Raw genomic sequence first — 17,073 nt, 5'->3', positions numbered from 1 at the left:
GGCCCGCGCCGCGGGGCGCTCCGGCCGAGCTGCGCGCGCCCGCGCGGCACGCAGCCGCCGCGCCGGGCGAGGTGCTGCTGCGCGTCGACGGGGCCGAGAAGCGCTTCGGCGGGCTGGTCGCGGTCAATCGCGTCTCCTTCGAGGTGCGCGGCGGCGAGATCGTCGCGCTGCTCGGGCCCAACGGCGCGGGCAAGAGCACGCTGTTCAACCTGATCACCGGCCTCCTGCCCGCCAGCGCCGGCGCGATCTCGCTGCGCGGCCAGCGCATCGACGCGCTCGGCGCGCGCCACGTGGCCGCGCGCGGCGTGGCGCGCACCTTCCAGCACGTGAAGCTGGTGGCCGACATGAGCGTGCGCGACAACGCGGCGCTCGGCTGCCACCTGCTCGGGCGCGACGGCTGGCTGCGCGCCATGCTGCGGCTCGATCGCCGCGAGGAGGCCGCGATCGAGGCCATGGCGCTGGCGCAGCTGCGGCGCTGCGGCCTCGAAGACCTCGCGGATGCGCCCGCGGCCAGCCTGCCCTTGGGCAAGCAGCGCATCCTGGAGATCGCGCGCGCTCTGTGCGCGCGCCCGCAGCTGCTGCTGCTCGACGAGCCCGCAGCGGGCCTGCGGCACCAGGAGAAGAAGACCCTGGCCGCGCTGCTCAAGCAGCTGCGCGGCGAGGGCGTGACCGTGCTCATCGTGGACCACGACATGGAATTCATCATGGACATCGCCGACCGCCTGGTCGTGATGCAGTTCGGCCAGAAGATCGCCGAGGGCGAGGCGCAGGCGGTGCGCGACGACCCGCGCGTGCAGCAGGCCTACCTGGGGAGCGCGGCATGACGCTGGAAGCCCGCGCCCTGTGCGCGTTCCATGGCCGCATCCCGGCGCTGCACGAGGTCGACGTGGCGGTGCCGCCCTCGGGCATCGTCACCGTGGTCGGCCCCAACGGCGCCGGCAAGTCCACGCTGCTGGCCGCGCTCATGGGCCGGCTGCCGATGAGCGGGGAGGTGCGGCTCGACGGCACCGACCTGCGCTTCGTCTCGCCCGAGCGCCGCGTGGCCATGGGCCTGGCGCTGGTGCCCGAGCAGCGCGACCTGTTCGGCACCATGAGCGTGGCCGACAACCTCGAGCTCGGCGCTTTCTGCTGGCGCCGCGCGGGCCGGCGCGCGATCGCCGCCGAGATGGAGCGCGTGTATGCGCTGTTCCCGCGCCTGGGCGAGCGGCATGCGCAACTCGCGCACACGCTCTCGGGCGGCGAGCGGCAGATGCTCGCGCTGGGCCGCGCGCTGATGGCGCGCCCGCGCATCCTGCTGCTCGACGAGCCGAGCCTGGGGCTCGCGCCGCTGGTGGTGCGCGACATCTTCGCCACCGTGCGGCGGCTGCAGGCGCAGGGCGTGGCGATCCTGCTGGTCGAGCAGAACGCGCGTGCCGCCTTCGAGGTGGCCGACCATGCCTACGTGCTCGAGATGGGCCGCGTGAGCCTGCAGGGGCCGGCCGCCGAGGTCGCGCGCGATGCGCGGGTCGCCGACAGTTACCTGGGGCGGGCCGCGGCGCCCTCGGCCGCTATCGAATCGATGCCGCCCGAGAAGCTGGCGGCCTGAAGAAGGAGACTCCCGATGAACGAAGAATCCCTCGCGCCGCGCGAGCGCCCCGTCGCCGCCGTGATCCACCAGCTGCGCGAACGCTTCGGCGAGCGCTGCGCGACCGGCCAGGCGGTGCGCGACCAGCACGGCAAGGACGTGTCCTTCCATCCGCTGCATGCGCCCGACGCGGTGGTGTTCGCCGAGTCGACCGAGGAGGTGGCCGCGGTCGCGCGGCTGTGCCATGCGGCCTCGGTGCCGATGATCCCGTTCGGTACCGGCACCTCGTGCGAAGGCGGCGTCGCGGCGCTGCATGGCGGCATCTGCATCGACCTCTCGCGAATGAATGCCGTGCTCGAGATCCACGAGGCCGACTTCGACTGCCGCGTGCAGGCCGGCGTGACGCGCAAGCAGCTCAACGCGGCGCTGCACGGCAGCGGCCTGCATTTCCCGATCGACCCCGGCGCCGATGCCTCGATCGGCGGCATGGTGTCGACGCGCGCCTCGGGCACCAACGCCGTGCGCTACGGCACCATGCGCGAGAGCGTGATGTCGCTCGAGGTGGTGCTGCCCGACGGCGAGGTGGTGCGCACCGGCGGGCGCGCGCGCAAGTCGGCCGCGGGCTACGACCTCACGCACCTGTTCACCGGCGCCGAGGGCACGCTGGGCATCGTCACCGAGGTGGGCCTCAGGCTGCATCCGCTGCCCGAACGGATCGCGGCCGCGCGCTGCGGCTTTCCCGACCTGCGCGCGGCCATCGACGCGGTCACCGCGATCATGCAGACCGGCGTGCCGGTGGGCCGCATCGAGTTCCTCGATGCGCAGCAGGTCGAGGCCTGCAACCGCTACGCGAAGCTCGGGCTGCCGGTCATGCCCACGCTGTTCCTCGAGTTCCACGGCGCGCCCGAGAGCGTGGCGCAGCAGGTGCGCGTGGCCGAGGAGCTCGCGGCCGAGCATGGCGGCGTGGGCTTTGCCTGGGCCGACACGCCCGAGGAGCGCAGCCGGCTCTGGCAGGCGCGCCACGACGTGTGGTGGGCCGCGCTCGCGCTGCGCCCCGGCTGCCAGGGCATGCCCACCGATGCCTGCGTGCCGATCTCGCGCCTGAGCGAGGCGGTGCTGGCGGCGCGCGCCGACGTCGAGGAGCTCGGGCTCACCGCGCCCATGTGCGGCCACGTGGGCGACGGCAACTTCCACCTGTGCGTGGTGGTCGATCCCGCCGATGCCGACGAGATGGCGCGCGCCGAGACGCTCAACGCGCGGCTGATGCGCCGCGCCATCGCGATGGGCGGCACCTGCACCGGCGAGCACGGCATCGGCTACGGCAAGCTCGACTTCCTCGAACTCGAGCGCGGCGCCTCGATGCGCGTGATGGCGGCGATCAAGCAGGCGCTCGATCCGCGCGGGGTCATGAATCCGGGGAAGGTGCTGCGGCAACGCGGCGTTTGAATCTTTTCCCTAGAGCGGCACCCGCGTCAGGTCGAGCCGGGTGTCGTTCTTCACCTCGCGCAGTGCGACCGAGGTCTTGATCTGCCGGATGCCCTCGAGCTTCAGCATGAATCGGTGCAGGAAGCGGTCGAAGGCCAGCGCGTCGGGCACCACGATCTTGAGGATGTAGTCGCCGTCGCCGGTGGTGACCCAGCACTCGAGGATCTCGGGCGTGGCCTGCACCGCGCGCTCGAAGGCCGCCACCACCGATTCCGAATGCCGCTCCAGGCTGATCTGCGTGAACATGCAGCCGTGCAGGCCGACCTTGTTGCGGTCGACCAGCGCGACGAAGCGGCGGATGATGCCGCTGTCCTCGAGTTCGCGCAGCCGGCGCCAGCAGGGCGCCGAGGACAGGCCCACTTCGTCGGCCAGTGCCTGCACCGTCATGCGGCCGTCGGCCTGCAGCAGGTCGAGGATGCGGCGCGTGGGCGCGTCGGACAGCGGCGTCGAATCGGTCTTTCCCATGGCGGCGTTCTCCGGAATGAAACATGCCGGGTTGTCACCAACGCCGCATGGATCGCAATTATATATGCTGTCCAGACGGATTAATATTTGATCTTCCCCCGATGGACGGATCCACACCATGCAGACAGAAGAAGCAGCGCCCGCGCTGGAGACAGGCTACCGGCTCGAAGACAACCGCACCGCGCGCGCAGGCCGCGTGTTCCTCACAGGCACGCAGGCGCTGGTGCGCCTGCTGTTCCGCCAGCGGCAGGAGGATCAGGCCCGCGGCTGGAACACCGCCGGCTACGTGAGCGGCTATCGCGGCTCGCCGCTCGCGGGCGTTGACACCGAGCTGTGGCGCGCCAAGTCGGACCTCGCCGAGCACGGCATCCGCTTCCTGCCGGCGATCAACGAGGACCTGGCCGCCACCGCGGTGATGGGCACCCAGCAGGTCGGCCTGGACCCCGAGCGCGAGGTCGATGGCGTGTTCGCCATGTGGTACGGCAAGGGGCCGGGCGTGGACCGCGCGGGCGATGCGATCCGCCACGGCAACGCGGCCGGCACCTCGCGACGCGGCGGCGTGCTGATGGTGGTGGGCGACGACCACGCGGCCACCTCGTCGTCGATCCCCAATGCCAGCGACCTGTCGCTGATGGGCTGGGGCATCCCGATCGTGCATCCGGCCTCGGTCGACGAGTACGAGGCCTTCGGCCTCTGGGGTTGGGCCGCCTCGCGCCATGCCAGCACCTGGGTCGCGTTCAAGGCGATCTCGGAGACGGTCGAGAGCGCGCGCTCGGTCGAGGCCTCCTCGGGCGCGGCACTCGCATTGCCCGAAGCGTCCGGGTTGCCCGACACCTCCGCGCTCGAATACCGCACCAGCGACTTCCTCACGCCGGCCGTCGAGCTGCGGCTGGCCGCCAAGCTCGAGGCCTTCAGCGCCTTCGCGCGCGGCAATCCGCTCGATCGCCTGGTGGTGCCGGCGCCCGGCGCCACGGCCGGCATCGTGGCGGTGGGCAAGTCCTTCCACGACCTGATGGAGGTGCTGCAGCGCTGCGGCCTCGGCGCCGACGACCTGCCGGCGCTCGGCCTGCGGCTCTACAAGCCGGGCCTGGTGTTCCCGCTCGATGCCGAGGGCGCCGACCGTTTCTGCGAGGGGCTGTCGCATGTGCTGGTGATCGAGGAGAAGGCCTCGGTGGTCGAGCAGCAACTCAAGGACCGGGTGTTCAACCGCGCGCGCCGGCCCACGGTCTGCGGCAAGCAGGACCTCGAGGGCCATCCGCTGCTGGCCTGGACCGGCCAGCTCTCGCCCGCGAGCATTGCCGCCGCGTTGCTGACCTGGCTGCGCGCCATCGATCATTCATTGGCCGCGCGCATCGACACTGCACGCTTCGCCGCGCGCGCGGCGTTGTCGAACGACGCCGACGGCATGCGGCGGCTGCCGTACTTCTGCTCGGGCTGCCCGCACAACAGCTCGACCAAGGTTCCCGAGGGCAGCCAGGCGCAGGCCGGCGTGGGCTGCCACTACATGGCGAGCTGGATGGACCGCGGCACCGGCGGCCTCACGCAGATGGGCGGGGAGGGCACCGACTGGCTCGGGCGCGGCGCCTTCACGCGCGTGCCGCACGTGTTCCAGAACATGGGCGAGGGCACCTACTTCCACTCGGGCTACCTCGCGATCCGGCAGGCGGTGGCGGGCGGCGCCAACATCACCTACAAGATCCTGTTCAACGACGCGGTGGCGATGACCGGCGGCCAGCCCGTCGACGGCCAGACCAGCGTGCCGCAGATCTGCACCCAGGTCGCGAGCGAAGGTGCCCGCAAGGTGGTGGTCGTGACCGACGAGCCGCAGCGCTACCACGGCGTGACGCTGGCCGCGGGCGTGCAGGTGCGGCACCGGCGCGAGCTCGACATGGTGCAGCGCGAGCTGCGCGAGATCGCGGGCGTCACGGTGCTGGTCTACGACCAGACCTGCGCGGCCGAGAAGCGCCGCCGCCGCAAGCGCAAGAGCTATCCCGATCCGGCGCGGCGCGTGCTCATCAACCCCGAGGTCTGTGAAGGCTGCGGCGACTGCGGCACGCAGTCGAACTGTCTGTCGGTCGCGCCGCTCGAGACCTCGTTCGGCCGCAAGCGCCAGATCGACCAGTCGAGCTGCAACAAGGACTTCTCGTGCGCCGAGGGCTTCTGCCCCAGTTTCGTGAGCGTGCTCGGCGGCAGCCTGCGCAAGGGCACGGCGGCCGCGCCCGCGCAGGACCCCGAGGCGCTCGCGGCCGCGCTGCCACTGCCCGCGCTGCCTTCGCTCGCGCAGCCCTACGACCTGATGATCGCGGGCGTCGGCGGCACCGGCGTCATCACGCTCGGCGCGCTGATCGCGATGGCCGCGCACCTCGAGGGCAAGGGAATCTCGGTGCTCGACTTCACCGCGCTCGCGCAGAAGGGTGGCTCGGTCGTGAGCCACGTGCGCCTGGCCGACACGCCCGATCGCCTGCACGCGGTGCGCCTGCTGCCGGGCACCGCGCGCACCCTGATCGCGGCTGACCTGGTGGTGGGCGTGCTGCCCGACGTGCTGGGCGTGATCGGCGAGGGCCGCACGCGCGTGGTGGTCAACACCCACCTGCAGACCCTGGCCGAGTTCACGCGCCAGCCCGACCTGCCCTACCGCGAGGACGCGCTGCTCGCCAAGATCGAGGCCGCCGCGGGTGCCGCGCAGGTCGAGCGCGTCGATGCGAACGCCACCGCCAAGGCGCTGCTGGGCGACGCCATCGGCGCCAACATGCTGATGCTCGGCCACGCCTGGCAGCAGGGCGGCGTGCCGGTGAGCCTGGCGGCGCTGATGCGCGCGATCGAGCTCAACGGCGTGGCCGTGGCCGCCAACAAGCGCGCCTTCGCGGCCGGCCGGCTCACGGCCGCCGATCCGCAATGGCGCCAGACGCTGATGGGCGACCGGGGCAGCGTCGTCACGCTGAACCTGCCGCAGTCCTTCGAGAAGCTGCTCGACGAGCGCGTGCGCTTCCTCACCGACTACCAGGACGCGCGCTATGCGCGCCGCTACCTCGACACCGTGCGCCGCGTGGAGGCCGCCGAGCGCGCCGTCGCGCCCGGCGCGCGGCGGCCGCGGCTGGCGGAGGCGGTGGCGCGTTCGCTGTTCAAGCTGATGGCCTACAAGGACGAGTACGAGGTCGCGCGGCTGCATGCGCGGCCCGAGTTCCTGCAGAACCTGCGTGATCAGTTCGAGGGCGACTTCAAGCTGCAATTCCACCTGGCGCCGCCGATCTTCGAGAAGCGCGGCGCGGATGGAAAGGTGCTCAAGCGCAGCTTCGGCGCCTGGATGCTGCCGGTGTTCCGCACGCTCGCGGCGCTGCGCGGCCTGCGCGGCACGCCGCTCGATCCCTTCGGCTGGCTGGCCGAGCGGCGCGAGGAGCGCGCGCTGGTGGTGGAGTACGAAGGGCTCGTCGGGCGCCTGCTCGACGGGCTGACGAGCGAGCGCATCGGCAGCGCGGTGGCGGTCGCGGCGCTGCCCGAGAAGATCCGCGGCTACGGGCACGTGAAGGCGCGCGGCATCGCCGAGTACCGCCGCCACCTGCCCGTGCTGCTGGCGGCGCACGATGCACCGCCGCCCGCGATGCAGCCGCCCGCGCTGAAGACCGCCTGATCGAGGAGCACCCGCCATGCCCATCGCCCTCGATTGCCGTTACCGCCCCGGTGGCGCGCGGGACCGCCTGCCGATCCGCGCGGTCCACCTCGACTACATGATCGCGAACCAGGCGCGCGTGCTGCACGGCGGGCCGTCGCTGGCCGATGGCGAGCTGGTCGGCATGTACCTGCTGCTGGCCACCGACGACCCCGCGCAGGCCGACGACTTCCTGGCCGGCGAGCCCTATGCGCGCGCCGGGCTCTTCGCCGAGGTGCGGCGCACGCTCTTCACGGGCTACCTGCCAGAGCCGCGCGAAGGCTTCCTGCGGGAACTGCGGCGCGAGGCATCGCGCGGGGTCTCGGCATCGGACTGAGGCCGCGCGGCGTGCCTGCGCTAAAGTCCCCGGCCATGCCGTCAAAAGAGAGTGCCTCCCCCATGCCCCGCGATGCCGCCAGCGTTCAACCCGACGGCATCCTGCGCCTGAACGACTGGCTGCCCTACCAGTGCTCGGTCATCACGAACCGCGTGAGCGGCATGCTGGCGCGCATGTACTCGGAGGAACTCGGCATCGGCGTGGTCGAGTGGCGCGTGCTCGCCAACCTGGTCGCGTTCTCGCCGATGTCGGCGACCGAGCTGTCGGAGAGCACGGCCATGGACAAGGTCAGCATCACGCGCGCGCTGAACCTGCTCGTGACCAAGAAGCTGGTCTCGCGCCGCGTCGATGCCAAGGACCGCCGCAAGGTTGTGCTGCGCCTCACCAAGACCGGCGCCGACGCCTACGAGCGCGTGATGCCGCTGGCGCGCGCCATCGAGCAGGAGCTGACCAGCGCGCTCACGCCGCAGGAGCTCAAGACCGTGCAGGCGGCGATGCAGGTGCTGGTCGCGCGCGCCAACGCCACGCTGGACGACACGCGCGACTGGCGCGAGCTCGCGCCGGCCGACGCACTACCGGCGGCCGCGGCAGTCTGAATCCCCGCGCGGCCGGCGCCGCGCCTTCCCCCTTTGCGATCGATCCGTGCCTCGCGGAGGCAAGCGCGCGCCCGCGTGCCGGCGAGCCCACGGACAGAAGCAAGAAATCAATTTCTAAAAGAAACAGTTTCACATTGAAATGAATAAGCCTAGAATCTGGCCCACCCCCTAAAAAAGGAGACAAGCCATGATTCGACGCCGCGACATCCTTGCCGGTTCGGCCTGCGCCGCAGCGGGTGCGCTGATCCCGGTCTTCCCCCTGGCGGCCGCCGCCGAAACCCCGCCCACGCTGTCGAAGACGGCGCGCATCGTGATGGGCTTCCCCGCGGGCGGTTCGGGCGATTCGATCGCGCGGCTGCTGGCCGAACGCATCAAGGGCAGCTACGCGCCGGTGGTGCTGGTCGAGAACCGCGTGGGCGCGGGCGGGCGCCTCGCGATGGACCACGTGAAGGCGGCGGAGGCCGACGGCAGCGCGCTGGTGCTGGCGCCCGCCTCGGTGATGGTGATCTATCCGCACGTCTACAAGCGGCTGTCGTACGACCCGCTCAAGGACTTCGCGCCGGTGTCGACCGTGTGCACTTTCCAGTTCGGCCTGAGCGTGGGGCCGGCGGTGCCGCCCGAGGTGCGCACCGTGCAGCAGTTCGCGCAGTGGTGCAACGCCAATCCCTCGAAGGCCAGCTTCGGCTCGCCGGGCGAAGGCACGATGGCCCACTTCGCGGGCGTGGTGATCGGCAAGGCCGCCGGCATGAACCTCACGCACGTGCCCTACAAGGGCGGCGCGCCCGCCATCCAGGACGTGGTGGGCGGCCAGATCGCGGCCTCGGTCAACGTGCTGAGCGAGCCGCTGCCGTTCGCGAAGGAAGGGCGCATCCGCGTGCTGGCCACCACCGGCTCCGCGCGCTCGCCCTACCTGCCCGAGGCGCCCACCATGCGCGAGGCCGGCTTTCGCGATTTCGACATCCAGGAGTACTTCGCCGTCTGGGCGCCCGCCAAGACCCCGCCGGCCGTCGCGAACGCACTGGCCGCGCAGATCCGCGACGCCGTGGCCACGAAGGAACTGCAGGAGGCCTATGCAGCGCGCGCCTTCCTGCCGAGCGCGGTCACGCCGCGCGAACTCGACGCCATGGTGCGTGCCGACCTCGCCAAATGGGCGCCGATCGTGCAGTCCACCGGTTTTTCCATCGACAGCTGAAGCCAGGAGAATTCAATGACCCAGAAGGAACGTGCAGAGGTGCTCGGCACCGCGTTCATGGAGTTCGCAAGTCCCGACCCGCAGGCGCTGGCCGCCGTGCTCGAGCGCATGGGCTTTCGCACCGTCGCGCGGCACCGTGCGGGGCATGCGCTGCTGATGCGGCAGGCGGGTGTCGAGTTCATCGTCGGCACGCGCCAGGATGGGCATGCGATGCAATTCGCCGCCCACCACGGACCGTCGTGCGCCGGCATGGCCTTTCGCGTGGCCGACAGCGCGCGGGCGATGGCGCTGGCCCGCGAGCGCGGCGCGCAGCCGCTCGACGCGGCGGCGACGTCGCTGCTGCCGAACTGCGCGCTGCAGGGCATCGGCGGCAGCGCGCTCTACCTGGTCGACGACGCGGCACTCGCGGCGCTGCACGCGCAGTTCGAGTTCGATCCGGCCGCCGTGCCCGACACCGGCGCGGCCTTCGCGCCCTTCGTGCGCGTCGACCACGTCACCCACTGCGTGCACCCGGGCAACATGCCCCAGTGGGTGGACTTCTACAAGAGCATCTTCGGCTTCGAGGAGGTGTTCAAGTTCGTCGCCGGCGACGCGAGCAACGGCTTCGACACGATCGCGGTGCGCGATCCCGCGAGCACGGCCTGCGTGACCGTGGTGTCGCCCATGGGCCGCAGCTCGCAGATCCAGGAGTTCATCGACGAGTACAACGGCGAGGGTATCCAGCACATCGCGCTGTTCAGCGACGACCTCTACACCACCGTGGAGCGGCTGCGCGGTGCCGGCGTGGAGTTCCTGCCCACGCCCTCGGCCTACTACGACGCGCTCGACACCCGGCTGCCGGGCCATGGCGAGGACGTGGCGCGCATGAAGTCGCTGGGCATGCTGCTCGACGGCGCCGCCACCGGCGAGAACCCCGACGCGCGGGCGCGCTTCCTGCTGCAGATCTTCACGCGCAAGATGATCGGGCCGATCTTCTTCGAGGCCATCCAGCGCAAGGGCGACACCTCGTTCGGCGAGGGCAACGCCAAGGCGCTGTTCGAGGCCATCAAGCGCGAGCAGGCGGGCGCGGACGCGCACTGAGACCATGGCCTGGCTCGTCCGTTGCCTCTATCGACCCGGCGGCGCGCAGGACCGCCTGCCGCTGCGCGCCGACCACATCCGCCACATGCTGGCCTGGCTGCCCCGCACCCTGTTCGGCGCGGCGCTGCTCGATGCCGATGCGCGCGAGCCGACCGGGATGGTGGTCGCGCTGTCGGTCGCCTCGCGCGCCGAGGCGCGGCGCTTCATCGACGCCGAGCCCTACAACCGCGCGGGCCTGTTCGCCACCGTCGAGCTCACGCCGCTGGTCCAGATGACTCCGCCCCACACGCCCGAATTCCTGCAGGCCGAACTGCGCAAGTGCCCGTGAACCGTCCATGAACAAACCCATCGTCCTTCCCATGCGCGCCGGCATCGCCTCGCGCCAGGCCCACGCGGACATCCCGCCCGGCACCTACGAGCGCGAGATCGGCCGCGAGGGCTTCGGCGGCCAGGCCACGCACATGTACCACCGCCATGCGCCCACGGCCTGGCTGCGCTGGGACGGCCCGCACCGCCCGCGCGCCTACGACCTCAACCAGCTGCCCGCCACCGCGCAGGGCCTTGACGGCGCGCTCGACTGCCCGCTCGATGCGCCGCTGGTCGCGGGCAATGCCCATATGCGGCTGCGCTGCTGGAAGCCCTCGGCGCCGATGCGCCACCTGGCGCGCAACGCCGACGGCGACGAGCTGCTATTCGTCCACGAGGGTGGCGGCGATCTCTACTGCGACTACGGTCACCTGCGCCTGCGCGACGGCGACTACCTGCTGCTGCCGCGCGGCACCGCCTGGCGCTACGAGCCCGCGGCGCCGTCCTTCCTGCTGCTGCTCGAAGCCACGGGCGACAGCTTCCGCCTGCCCGAGCGCGGGTTGCTCGGCGAGCATGCGCTGTTCGATGCCGGCGTGCTCGACGTGCCGCAGCTCGACGAGGCCTTCATCGCGCAGCAGCACGCCGCGCGGCGCGAGTGGGCCGTGCGCATCCAGGCGCGGCACCGCGTATCCACGCTGACCTATCCGCACGACCCGCTCGACGCGCTGGGCTGGAAGGGCACGCTCGCGCCGGTGCGCCTCAACTGGCGCGACATCCGGCCCGTGCTCAGCGCGCGCTACCACCTGCCGCCCTCGGCCCACACCACCTTCCTGACGCAGCGCGTGGCCGTCTGCACCTTCTGCCCGCGGCCGGCCGAGACCGACCCGGGCGCGCTGAAGGTGCCGTTCTTCCATTCGAACGACGACTACGACGAGCTGCTGTTCCTGCACGCGGGCCGCTTCTTCAGCCGCGACGGCATGGGGCCGGGCGCGATGACCTTCCACCCCGCCGGCTTCCCGCACGGGCCGCATCCCGCGGCCTACCGCAACAGCCTGTCGGCACCGCGCACCGAGCTGCACGAGGTCGCGATCAACATCGACGCGCGCGATCCGCTCGACATCGGCCCGGGCATGGCGGCCTTCGAGCGCGCGGAGCACGCCGATTCCTGGCGCGGCTACCTCGATGCGCCTGAAGACAAGACCGAACAGGTGACCGCATGAGGCTCGCGACGCTGAACAACGGCCGGCGCGACGGCCAGCTCGTGGTGGTGTCGGCCGATGCGCGGCGCTGCCTCGCCGTACCCGAGGCCGCGCCCACCTTGCAGGCCGCGCTCGACGACTGGGAGCGCGCGGCGCCCCTGCTGCGCGCGGCCGCGGCCCGGCTCGACGCCGACCCCGCCGCGGGCCAGCCGCTCGAACTCGCGGCGCTGCTGGCGCCGCTGCCGCGCGCCTACCAGTGGGTCGATGCCAGCGGCTACCTGTCGCACATGGAGCGCGTGCGCCGCGCGCGCGGCGCCGAGATGCCGCCGTCGGCGCGCACCGAGCCTGTCATCTACCAGGGCTTGTCGGACCGCAACCTCGCCTGGTGCGAGGACATCCCCGCCGACCCGGCCTGGGGCGCCGACCTCGAGGGCGAACTGGCCGTGATCGTCGGCGACCTGGGCCCCGCGCCCACGCCCGAGCAGGCGCTGGCCCAGGTGCGGCTGCTGGTGCTGGTCAACGACGTCTCGCTGCGCGCGCTGATCCCGGGCGAACTGGCCAAAGGCTTCGGCTTCTTCCACGGCAAGCCCGCGAGCGCCTTCGGCCCCTTCGCCGTCACGCCCGACGAATTGGGCGCCGACTGGCGCGAGGGCCGTGCCTTCGGCCGCCTGCGCGTCGAGGTCAACGGCCAGGTACGCGGCGAGCTGCGCACCGGCGACGACCAGGACTTCAGCTTCGTCGACATCCTGCGCTATGCGACGCGTACGCGCGGACTCGGCGCGGGCAGCATCGTCGGCGCCGGCACGGTCTCCAACCGCGACGCATCGCGCGGCGTGGCCTGCATCGTCGAGCAGCGCACGCTGCAGCAGCTCGCGGGGCAGGGACCCGATGCGCTGGCGCCGTACCTGGTGCCGGGCGACACCGTGGGCCTGTCGTTCCATACCGACGACGGCCGCGAGCTGTTCGGCCGCATCGAGCAGAAGGCGGTGGCCGCATGAACGATGCCACCCTGGCCTGCATCGACGACCTGCGCGGCTGGCTCGGCGAGCGGCTGTCCACGGCGCCGGCCGTGCGCGACCAGCACGGCCGCGACACCACCTTCCATCCGGTGATGCCGCCCGATGCGGTCGCGTTTCCGCAGAACGTGGCCGAGGTGCAGCGCATCGTCGCCACCTGCGCCGCGCGGCGCGTGCCGCTCGTGGCGTTCGGCACCGGCACCTCCTGCGAGGGCCACATCGCGGCGCTGCGCGGCGGCATCAGCCTGGACACGCGCGGGCTCGATCGCATCCGCGAGGTCCGCGCGGCCGACATGGACGCGACCGTCGAGGCCGGCGTCACCCGCAAGAGCCTCAACGCGCACTTGCACGGCACCGGCCTGCAGTTCCCGGTCGATCCGGGCGCGGACGCATCGATCGGCGGCATGGTGTCGACGCGCGCCTCGGGCACCAACGCCATGCGCTACGGCACCATGCGCGAGAACGTGATGGCGCTCGAGGTGGTGCTGCCCGACGGCGAACTGATCCGCACCGGCACGCGCGCGCGCAAGTCCGCGGCCGGCTACGACCTCACGCGCCTGTTCGTCGGCGCCGAGGGCACGCTCGGCATCGTGACGGCGGCGACCGTGCGCCTGCATGCGCTGCCCGAGCACGTGGCGGCCGCCACCTGCGCCTTCGGCACCTTGCGCGCCGCGGTCGACACCGTGATCGAGACGCTGCAGGCCGGCGTGCAGCTCGGCCGCGTCGAACTGCTCGACGCGCTGCAGGTGGAGGCCGTGAACCGCTACACGCGGCTCGGCATGGCGGTCGCGCCCACGCTGTTCTTCGAATTCCACGGCAGCGAGCCCGAGGTCGCGCACCAGGTGAAAGTGGTGCGCGAGATCGCGGCCTCGCACGGCGGCCAGGACTTCGCGTGGGCGCACCGGCCCGAGGACCGCAGCCGGCTGTGGCAGGCGCGGCACGACATCTGGTGGGCCAACAAGGGCCTGCGCCCCGGCGCCGAAGGCCTGCCCACCGACGTCTGCGTGCCGATCTCCGAACTGGCCGACCAGATCGAGGCCGCACAGCAGGACGTGCGGGCCGAAGGGCTGATCGCGCCGATCTGCGGCCATGTCGGCGACGGCAACTTCCACCTGTGTTTCATGGTGGACCCGTCGGACGCCGCCGAGATCGCGCGCGTGAAGGCCGCCTATGCACGGATGATCCGGCGCGCGCTCGCGGTCGGCGGCACCTGCACCGGCGAGCACGGCATCGGCCACGGCAAGGTCGAGTTCCTGCGCGAGGAGGCCGGCGGCGGCTTGCGCGTCATGCAGGCGTTGCGCGCCGCGCTCGATCCGCTCGGCATCCTGAACCCCGGCAAGGTCACCGGGTTCTTCTGAGTTCATCGACCCCCTCAACCCCTGGAGATCTTCCCATGATGAAACGCCCCTTCCGGGTGGCGCTGCTCGCGCTCGTCCTCGCTCCTTTCGCCGCGCTGCCGGCGCACGCCGCCGATGCGCGCGTCAGCGTCACGGCCATCGTCGACCACCCCGCGCTCGATGCGGCGCGCCAGGGCATCGTCGAGGAACTCGCCGCGGCCGGTTACGTGGTCGGAAAGAACCTGCGCCTGGACTACCAGAGCGCGCAGGGCAACACCGCGACCGCGGCCCAGATCGCGCGCAAGTTCGTCGGCGACCGGCCCGACGTGATCGTCGCGATGTCCACGCCCTCGGCGCAGACCGTGGTCGCGGCGACGCGCGAGATCCCGATCGTGTTCAGCGCCGTGACCGATCCGGTCGCCGCGAAGCTGGTCAAGTCGTGGGAGGCCACGGGCGGCAACGTCACGGGCGTGTCGGACCTGCCGCTGCTGGACAAGCACCTGGCCCTGCTGCGCCAGGCGCTGCCGGCCGCCAAACGCATCGGCGTGGTCTATAACCCCGGCGAGGCCAACTCCGTCGCCGCGATCGCGCAGCTGAAGAAGCTCGCGCAGCCGGCCGGCCTGAGCGTGATCGAGAGTGCCGCGCCGCGCACCGTGGACGTGGCGAGCGCGGCCCAGAGCCTGGTGGGCAAGGTCGATGCGATCTACGCGCCGACCGACAACAACGTGACCTCGGCCTTCGAGGCCCTGGCCAAGGTGGCGGACCAGGGCCGGGTGCCGCTGATCGCGGCCGACCCCTCGCTCGCGGCGCGCGGCGCGGCGCTGGGCATCGGCACCAACTACCACGACCTCGGCCGCCAGTCGGGCAAGCTGGTGGTGCGCGTGCTCAAGGGCGAGTCGCCCGGCAGCATCGCCTCGCAGGTGAGCCCGACGCTGGAGCTGCTCGTGAACCAGGCCGCGGCGCGGCGGCAGGGGCTGGCGCTGTCCGACGCGCTGCTCAAGTCCGCGACCCGCGTGATCGACTGAGCGCCGGCCGGAGCATCGATGTCCCTCATCGCTTTCCAGGGCTCGCTCGAGGTGGGCCTGATCTTCGCGCTGGTCGCGCTCGGCGTCTTCATCTCGTTCCGGGTCGTGAACTTTCCCGACCTGACCGTCGACGGCAGCTTCCCGCTCGGCGGCGCGGTGGCCGCGACCCTGCTGGTGGGCGGCTGGCATCCGCTGGCCGCGACGGCGGCCGCCTTCGCCGCGGGCGCGCTCGCGGGCCTCACGACCGGCTGGCTGCACGTCAAGCTCAAGATCATGCAGCTGCTCGCGGGCATCCTCGTGATGATCGCGCTCTATTCGATCAACCTGCGCGTGATGGGCAAGCCCAACGAGCCCTTGCTGGGCGCGTCCACCGTATTCAACACGCCGCCGCTCGAGGCGCTGCCCGGGCCGTGGACCACCGCGCTGGTGCTGCTGGCCGTCACCTTGGCGGTCAAGTTCGCGCTCGACCGCTACTTCGGATCGGAGGCCGGCCTGGCCATGCGCGCCACCGGCGGCAACGCACGGATGGCGCGCGCGCTGGGCGTGTCGACCGACCGGCTGTCGCTGTTCGCGCTCGCATTGTCCAACGGCATCGTGGCGCTGGCGGGCGCGCTGTTCGCGCAATCGCAGGGTGGGGCCGACGTGTCGATGGGCATCGGCACCATCGTGATCGGGCTGGCGGCCGTGATCATCGGCGAGACCCTGCTGCCCATGCGCAGCATCGCCTGGGCCACGCTCGGCTGCGTGGTCGGCGCGGTGCTCTACCGCATGCTGGTGGCGCTGGCGCTCAACAGCGACTTCATCGGCCTGAAGGCGCAGGACCTCAACCTCGTCACGGCCGTGCTGGTGACGCTCGCACTCGTGATGCCGGCCTCGAAGCGTTTCCTGGCCCGGCGGCGCGGTGCCCTTGGCGCATCGAAGAAGAAGGAGGCCGGCGCATGCTGAAGGCAATGGACCTGCGCGTGACCTTCCATGCGGGCACGCCGATGGAGAACCGCGCGCTGTGCGGGCTCGACCTGAGCATTCCGCGCGGCGAGTTCGTCACCGTCATCGGCTCGAACGGTGCCGGCAAGTCGACCCTGCTCAACGCGCTCAGCGGCGACCTGCTGGTCGACAGCGGCCGCATCTTCATCGACGAGGTGGAGGTCACGCGCCTGAGCGCCTGGCAGCGCAGCGGCCTCGTGGCGCGTGTGTTCCAGGACCCGATGGCCGGCACCTGCGAGGCGCTGACCATCGAGGAGAACCTCGCGCTGGCCTGGCGGCGCGGCGAGCGGCGCGGGCTGCGCGCGGCACTGCGGGGCGAGCTGCGCCAGCTGTTCCGCGACCGGCTGCGCAGCCTCGACCTGGGGCTCGAGCAGCGGCTGAACGACCGCATGGGACTGCTGTCGGGCGGGCAGCGGCAGGCGGTGAGCCTGCTGATGGCATCGCTCAAGCCCTCGCGCATCCTGCTGCTCGACGAGCACACGGCCGCGCTCGACCCGAAGACCGCGGCCTTCGTGCTCGCGCTCACGCAGCGGATCGTGGAGGAGCAGCAGCTCACCGCGATGATGGTCACGCACAGCATGCGGCAAGCGCTGAGCCATGGCTCGCGCACGCTGATGCTGCACGAGGGCCGCGTCGTGCTCGACGTGAGCGGGCCGCAGCGCGCCGGCATGGACGTGCCCGACCTGCTGCAACTGTTCGAGCGCACGCGCGGCGAGGCGGTGGCCGACGACGCGCTGCTGCTCGGATGAGCCATGCGCGCATCGGGCTTTCGCGCGCCGCCGGCACGGCGCATGAAACATGCCGCGGCCTCCTCGCCGGAGGCCAAAGCGCCATTAAATAT

16 protein-coding genes are annotated in these 17,073 nt (G+C 71.8%); 15 read left to right on the top strand and 1 reads right to left on the bottom strand.

Going from position 1 to position 17,073, the window contains the following annotated elements:
- From ACODT0_RS32570 to ACODT0_RS32560, 3 genes are all read left to right on the top strand, one after another.
- Positions 1-824 (top strand): ABC transporter ATP-binding protein (locus ACODT0_RS32570; RefSeq protein ID WP_489043152.1); only part of this gene is annotated, 824 nt, incomplete at its 5' end.
- On the top strand, positions 821-1,585 hold the full coding sequence (locus tag ACODT0_RS32565; protein WP_422099412.1) for an ABC transporter ATP-binding protein: 765 nt from the start codon (positions 821-823) through the stop codon (positions 1,583-1,585). The genes ACODT0_RS32570 and ACODT0_RS32565, both read left to right, overlap by 4 nt.
- Positions 1,586-1,600: 15 nt before the next feature.
- Entirely contained in the window at positions 1,601-3,010 is a 1,410-nt protein-coding gene (locus tag ACODT0_RS32560; protein ID WP_489043151.1) for an FAD-binding oxidoreductase, read from the top strand.
- 9 nt (positions 3,011-3,019) lie between these two features.
- Here ACODT0_RS32560 and ACODT0_RS32555 read toward each other — a convergent pair whose 3' ends face one another.
- Positions 3,020-3,514 (bottom strand): Lrp/AsnC family transcriptional regulator, encoded by a 495-nt coding sequence (locus ACODT0_RS32555; RefSeq protein WP_261216279.1) that lies wholly within the window; start codon positions 3,512-3,514, stop codon positions 3,020-3,022.
- A gap of 118 nt (positions 3,515-3,632) precedes the next feature.
- Between ACODT0_RS32555 and ACODT0_RS32550 the strand changes: the two genes are divergently transcribed.
- The 12 genes from ACODT0_RS32550 to ACODT0_RS32495 all read left to right on the top strand — a co-directional run bounded on the left by ACODT0_RS32550 (position 3,633) and on the right by ACODT0_RS32495 (position 16,981).
- A complete protein-coding gene (locus tag ACODT0_RS32550; RefSeq protein ID WP_489043150.1) occupies positions 3,633-7,142 on the top strand; it encodes an indolepyruvate ferredoxin oxidoreductase family protein in 3,510 nt (1,169 codons plus the stop codon).
- A gap of 16 nt (positions 7,143-7,158) precedes the next feature.
- Positions 7,159-7,497 carry a YciI family protein gene (locus ACODT0_RS32545; protein ID WP_296732273.1) on the top strand — a complete coding sequence of 113 codons (339 nt, stop codon included), beginning with the start codon at positions 7,159-7,161 and terminating at the stop codon, positions 7,495-7,497.
- 62 nt (positions 7,498-7,559) lie between these two features.
- Complete coding sequence (locus ACODT0_RS32540; protein WP_057589773.1) at positions 7,560-8,093, top strand: MarR family winged helix-turn-helix transcriptional regulator; 534 nt, start codon at positions 7,560-7,562, stop codon at positions 8,091-8,093.
- A 187-nt stretch (positions 8,094-8,280) separates the two neighbouring features.
- Positions 8,281-9,285: a Bug family tripartite tricarboxylate transporter substrate binding protein gene (locus tag ACODT0_RS32535; RefSeq protein WP_296732266.1), complete on the top strand. Its 1,005-nt coding sequence runs from the start codon at positions 8,281-8,283 to the stop codon at positions 9,283-9,285.
- A 15-nt stretch (positions 9,286-9,300) separates the two neighbouring features.
- Entirely contained in the window at positions 9,301-10,365 is a 1,065-nt protein-coding gene (gene hppD / locus ACODT0_RS32530) for a 4-hydroxyphenylpyruvate dioxygenase (protein ID WP_296732263.1), read from the top strand.
- Positions 10,366-10,369: 4 nt separating this feature from the next.
- The gene (locus ACODT0_RS32525) at positions 10,370-10,693 is read left to right on the top strand and encodes a YciI family protein (protein WP_296732261.1); all 324 of its coding nucleotides are present in this window, start codon (positions 10,370-10,372) and stop codon (positions 10,691-10,693) included.
- A gap of 7 nt (positions 10,694-10,700) precedes the next feature.
- Positions 10,701-11,891 carry a homogentisate 1,2-dioxygenase gene (locus ACODT0_RS32520; protein WP_296732258.1) on the top strand — a complete coding sequence of 397 codons (1,191 nt, stop codon included), beginning with the start codon at positions 10,701-10,703 and terminating at the stop codon, positions 11,889-11,891.
- Entirely contained in the window at positions 11,888-12,868 is a 981-nt protein-coding gene (locus ACODT0_RS32515; protein WP_296732255.1) for a fumarylacetoacetate hydrolase family protein, read from the top strand. The genes ACODT0_RS32520 and ACODT0_RS32515 overlap by 4 nt, the downstream gene beginning before the upstream one ends.
- Complete coding sequence (locus ACODT0_RS32510) at positions 12,865-14,244, top strand: FAD-binding oxidoreductase (RefSeq protein WP_296732252.1); 1,380 nt, start codon at positions 12,865-12,867, stop codon at positions 14,242-14,244. The genes ACODT0_RS32515 and ACODT0_RS32510 overlap by 4 nt, the downstream gene beginning before the upstream one ends.
- A 38-nt stretch (positions 14,245-14,282) precedes the next feature.
- Positions 14,283-15,248 (top strand): ABC transporter substrate-binding protein, encoded by a 966-nt coding sequence (locus ACODT0_RS32505; protein ID WP_413765718.1) that lies wholly within the window; start codon positions 14,283-14,285, stop codon positions 15,246-15,248.
- An 18-nt stretch (positions 15,249-15,266) separates the two neighbouring features.
- Entirely contained in the window at positions 15,267-16,193 is a 927-nt protein-coding gene (locus ACODT0_RS32500; protein ID WP_395345618.1) for an ABC transporter permease, read from the top strand.
- Complete coding sequence (locus tag ACODT0_RS32495) at positions 16,187-16,981, top strand: ABC transporter ATP-binding protein (RefSeq protein WP_489043149.1); 795 nt, start codon at positions 16,187-16,189, stop codon at positions 16,979-16,981. Before ACODT0_RS32500 ends, ACODT0_RS32495 begins: the two co-directional genes overlap by 7 nt.
- Positions 16,982-17,073 lie beyond the last annotated feature (92 nt).

The organism is Variovorax sp. FG153, from assembly GCF_057809595.1.
The sequence above is the reverse complement of the archived record's forward strand: the minus strand, read 5'-3'. Positions and strand labels throughout refer to the sequence as shown.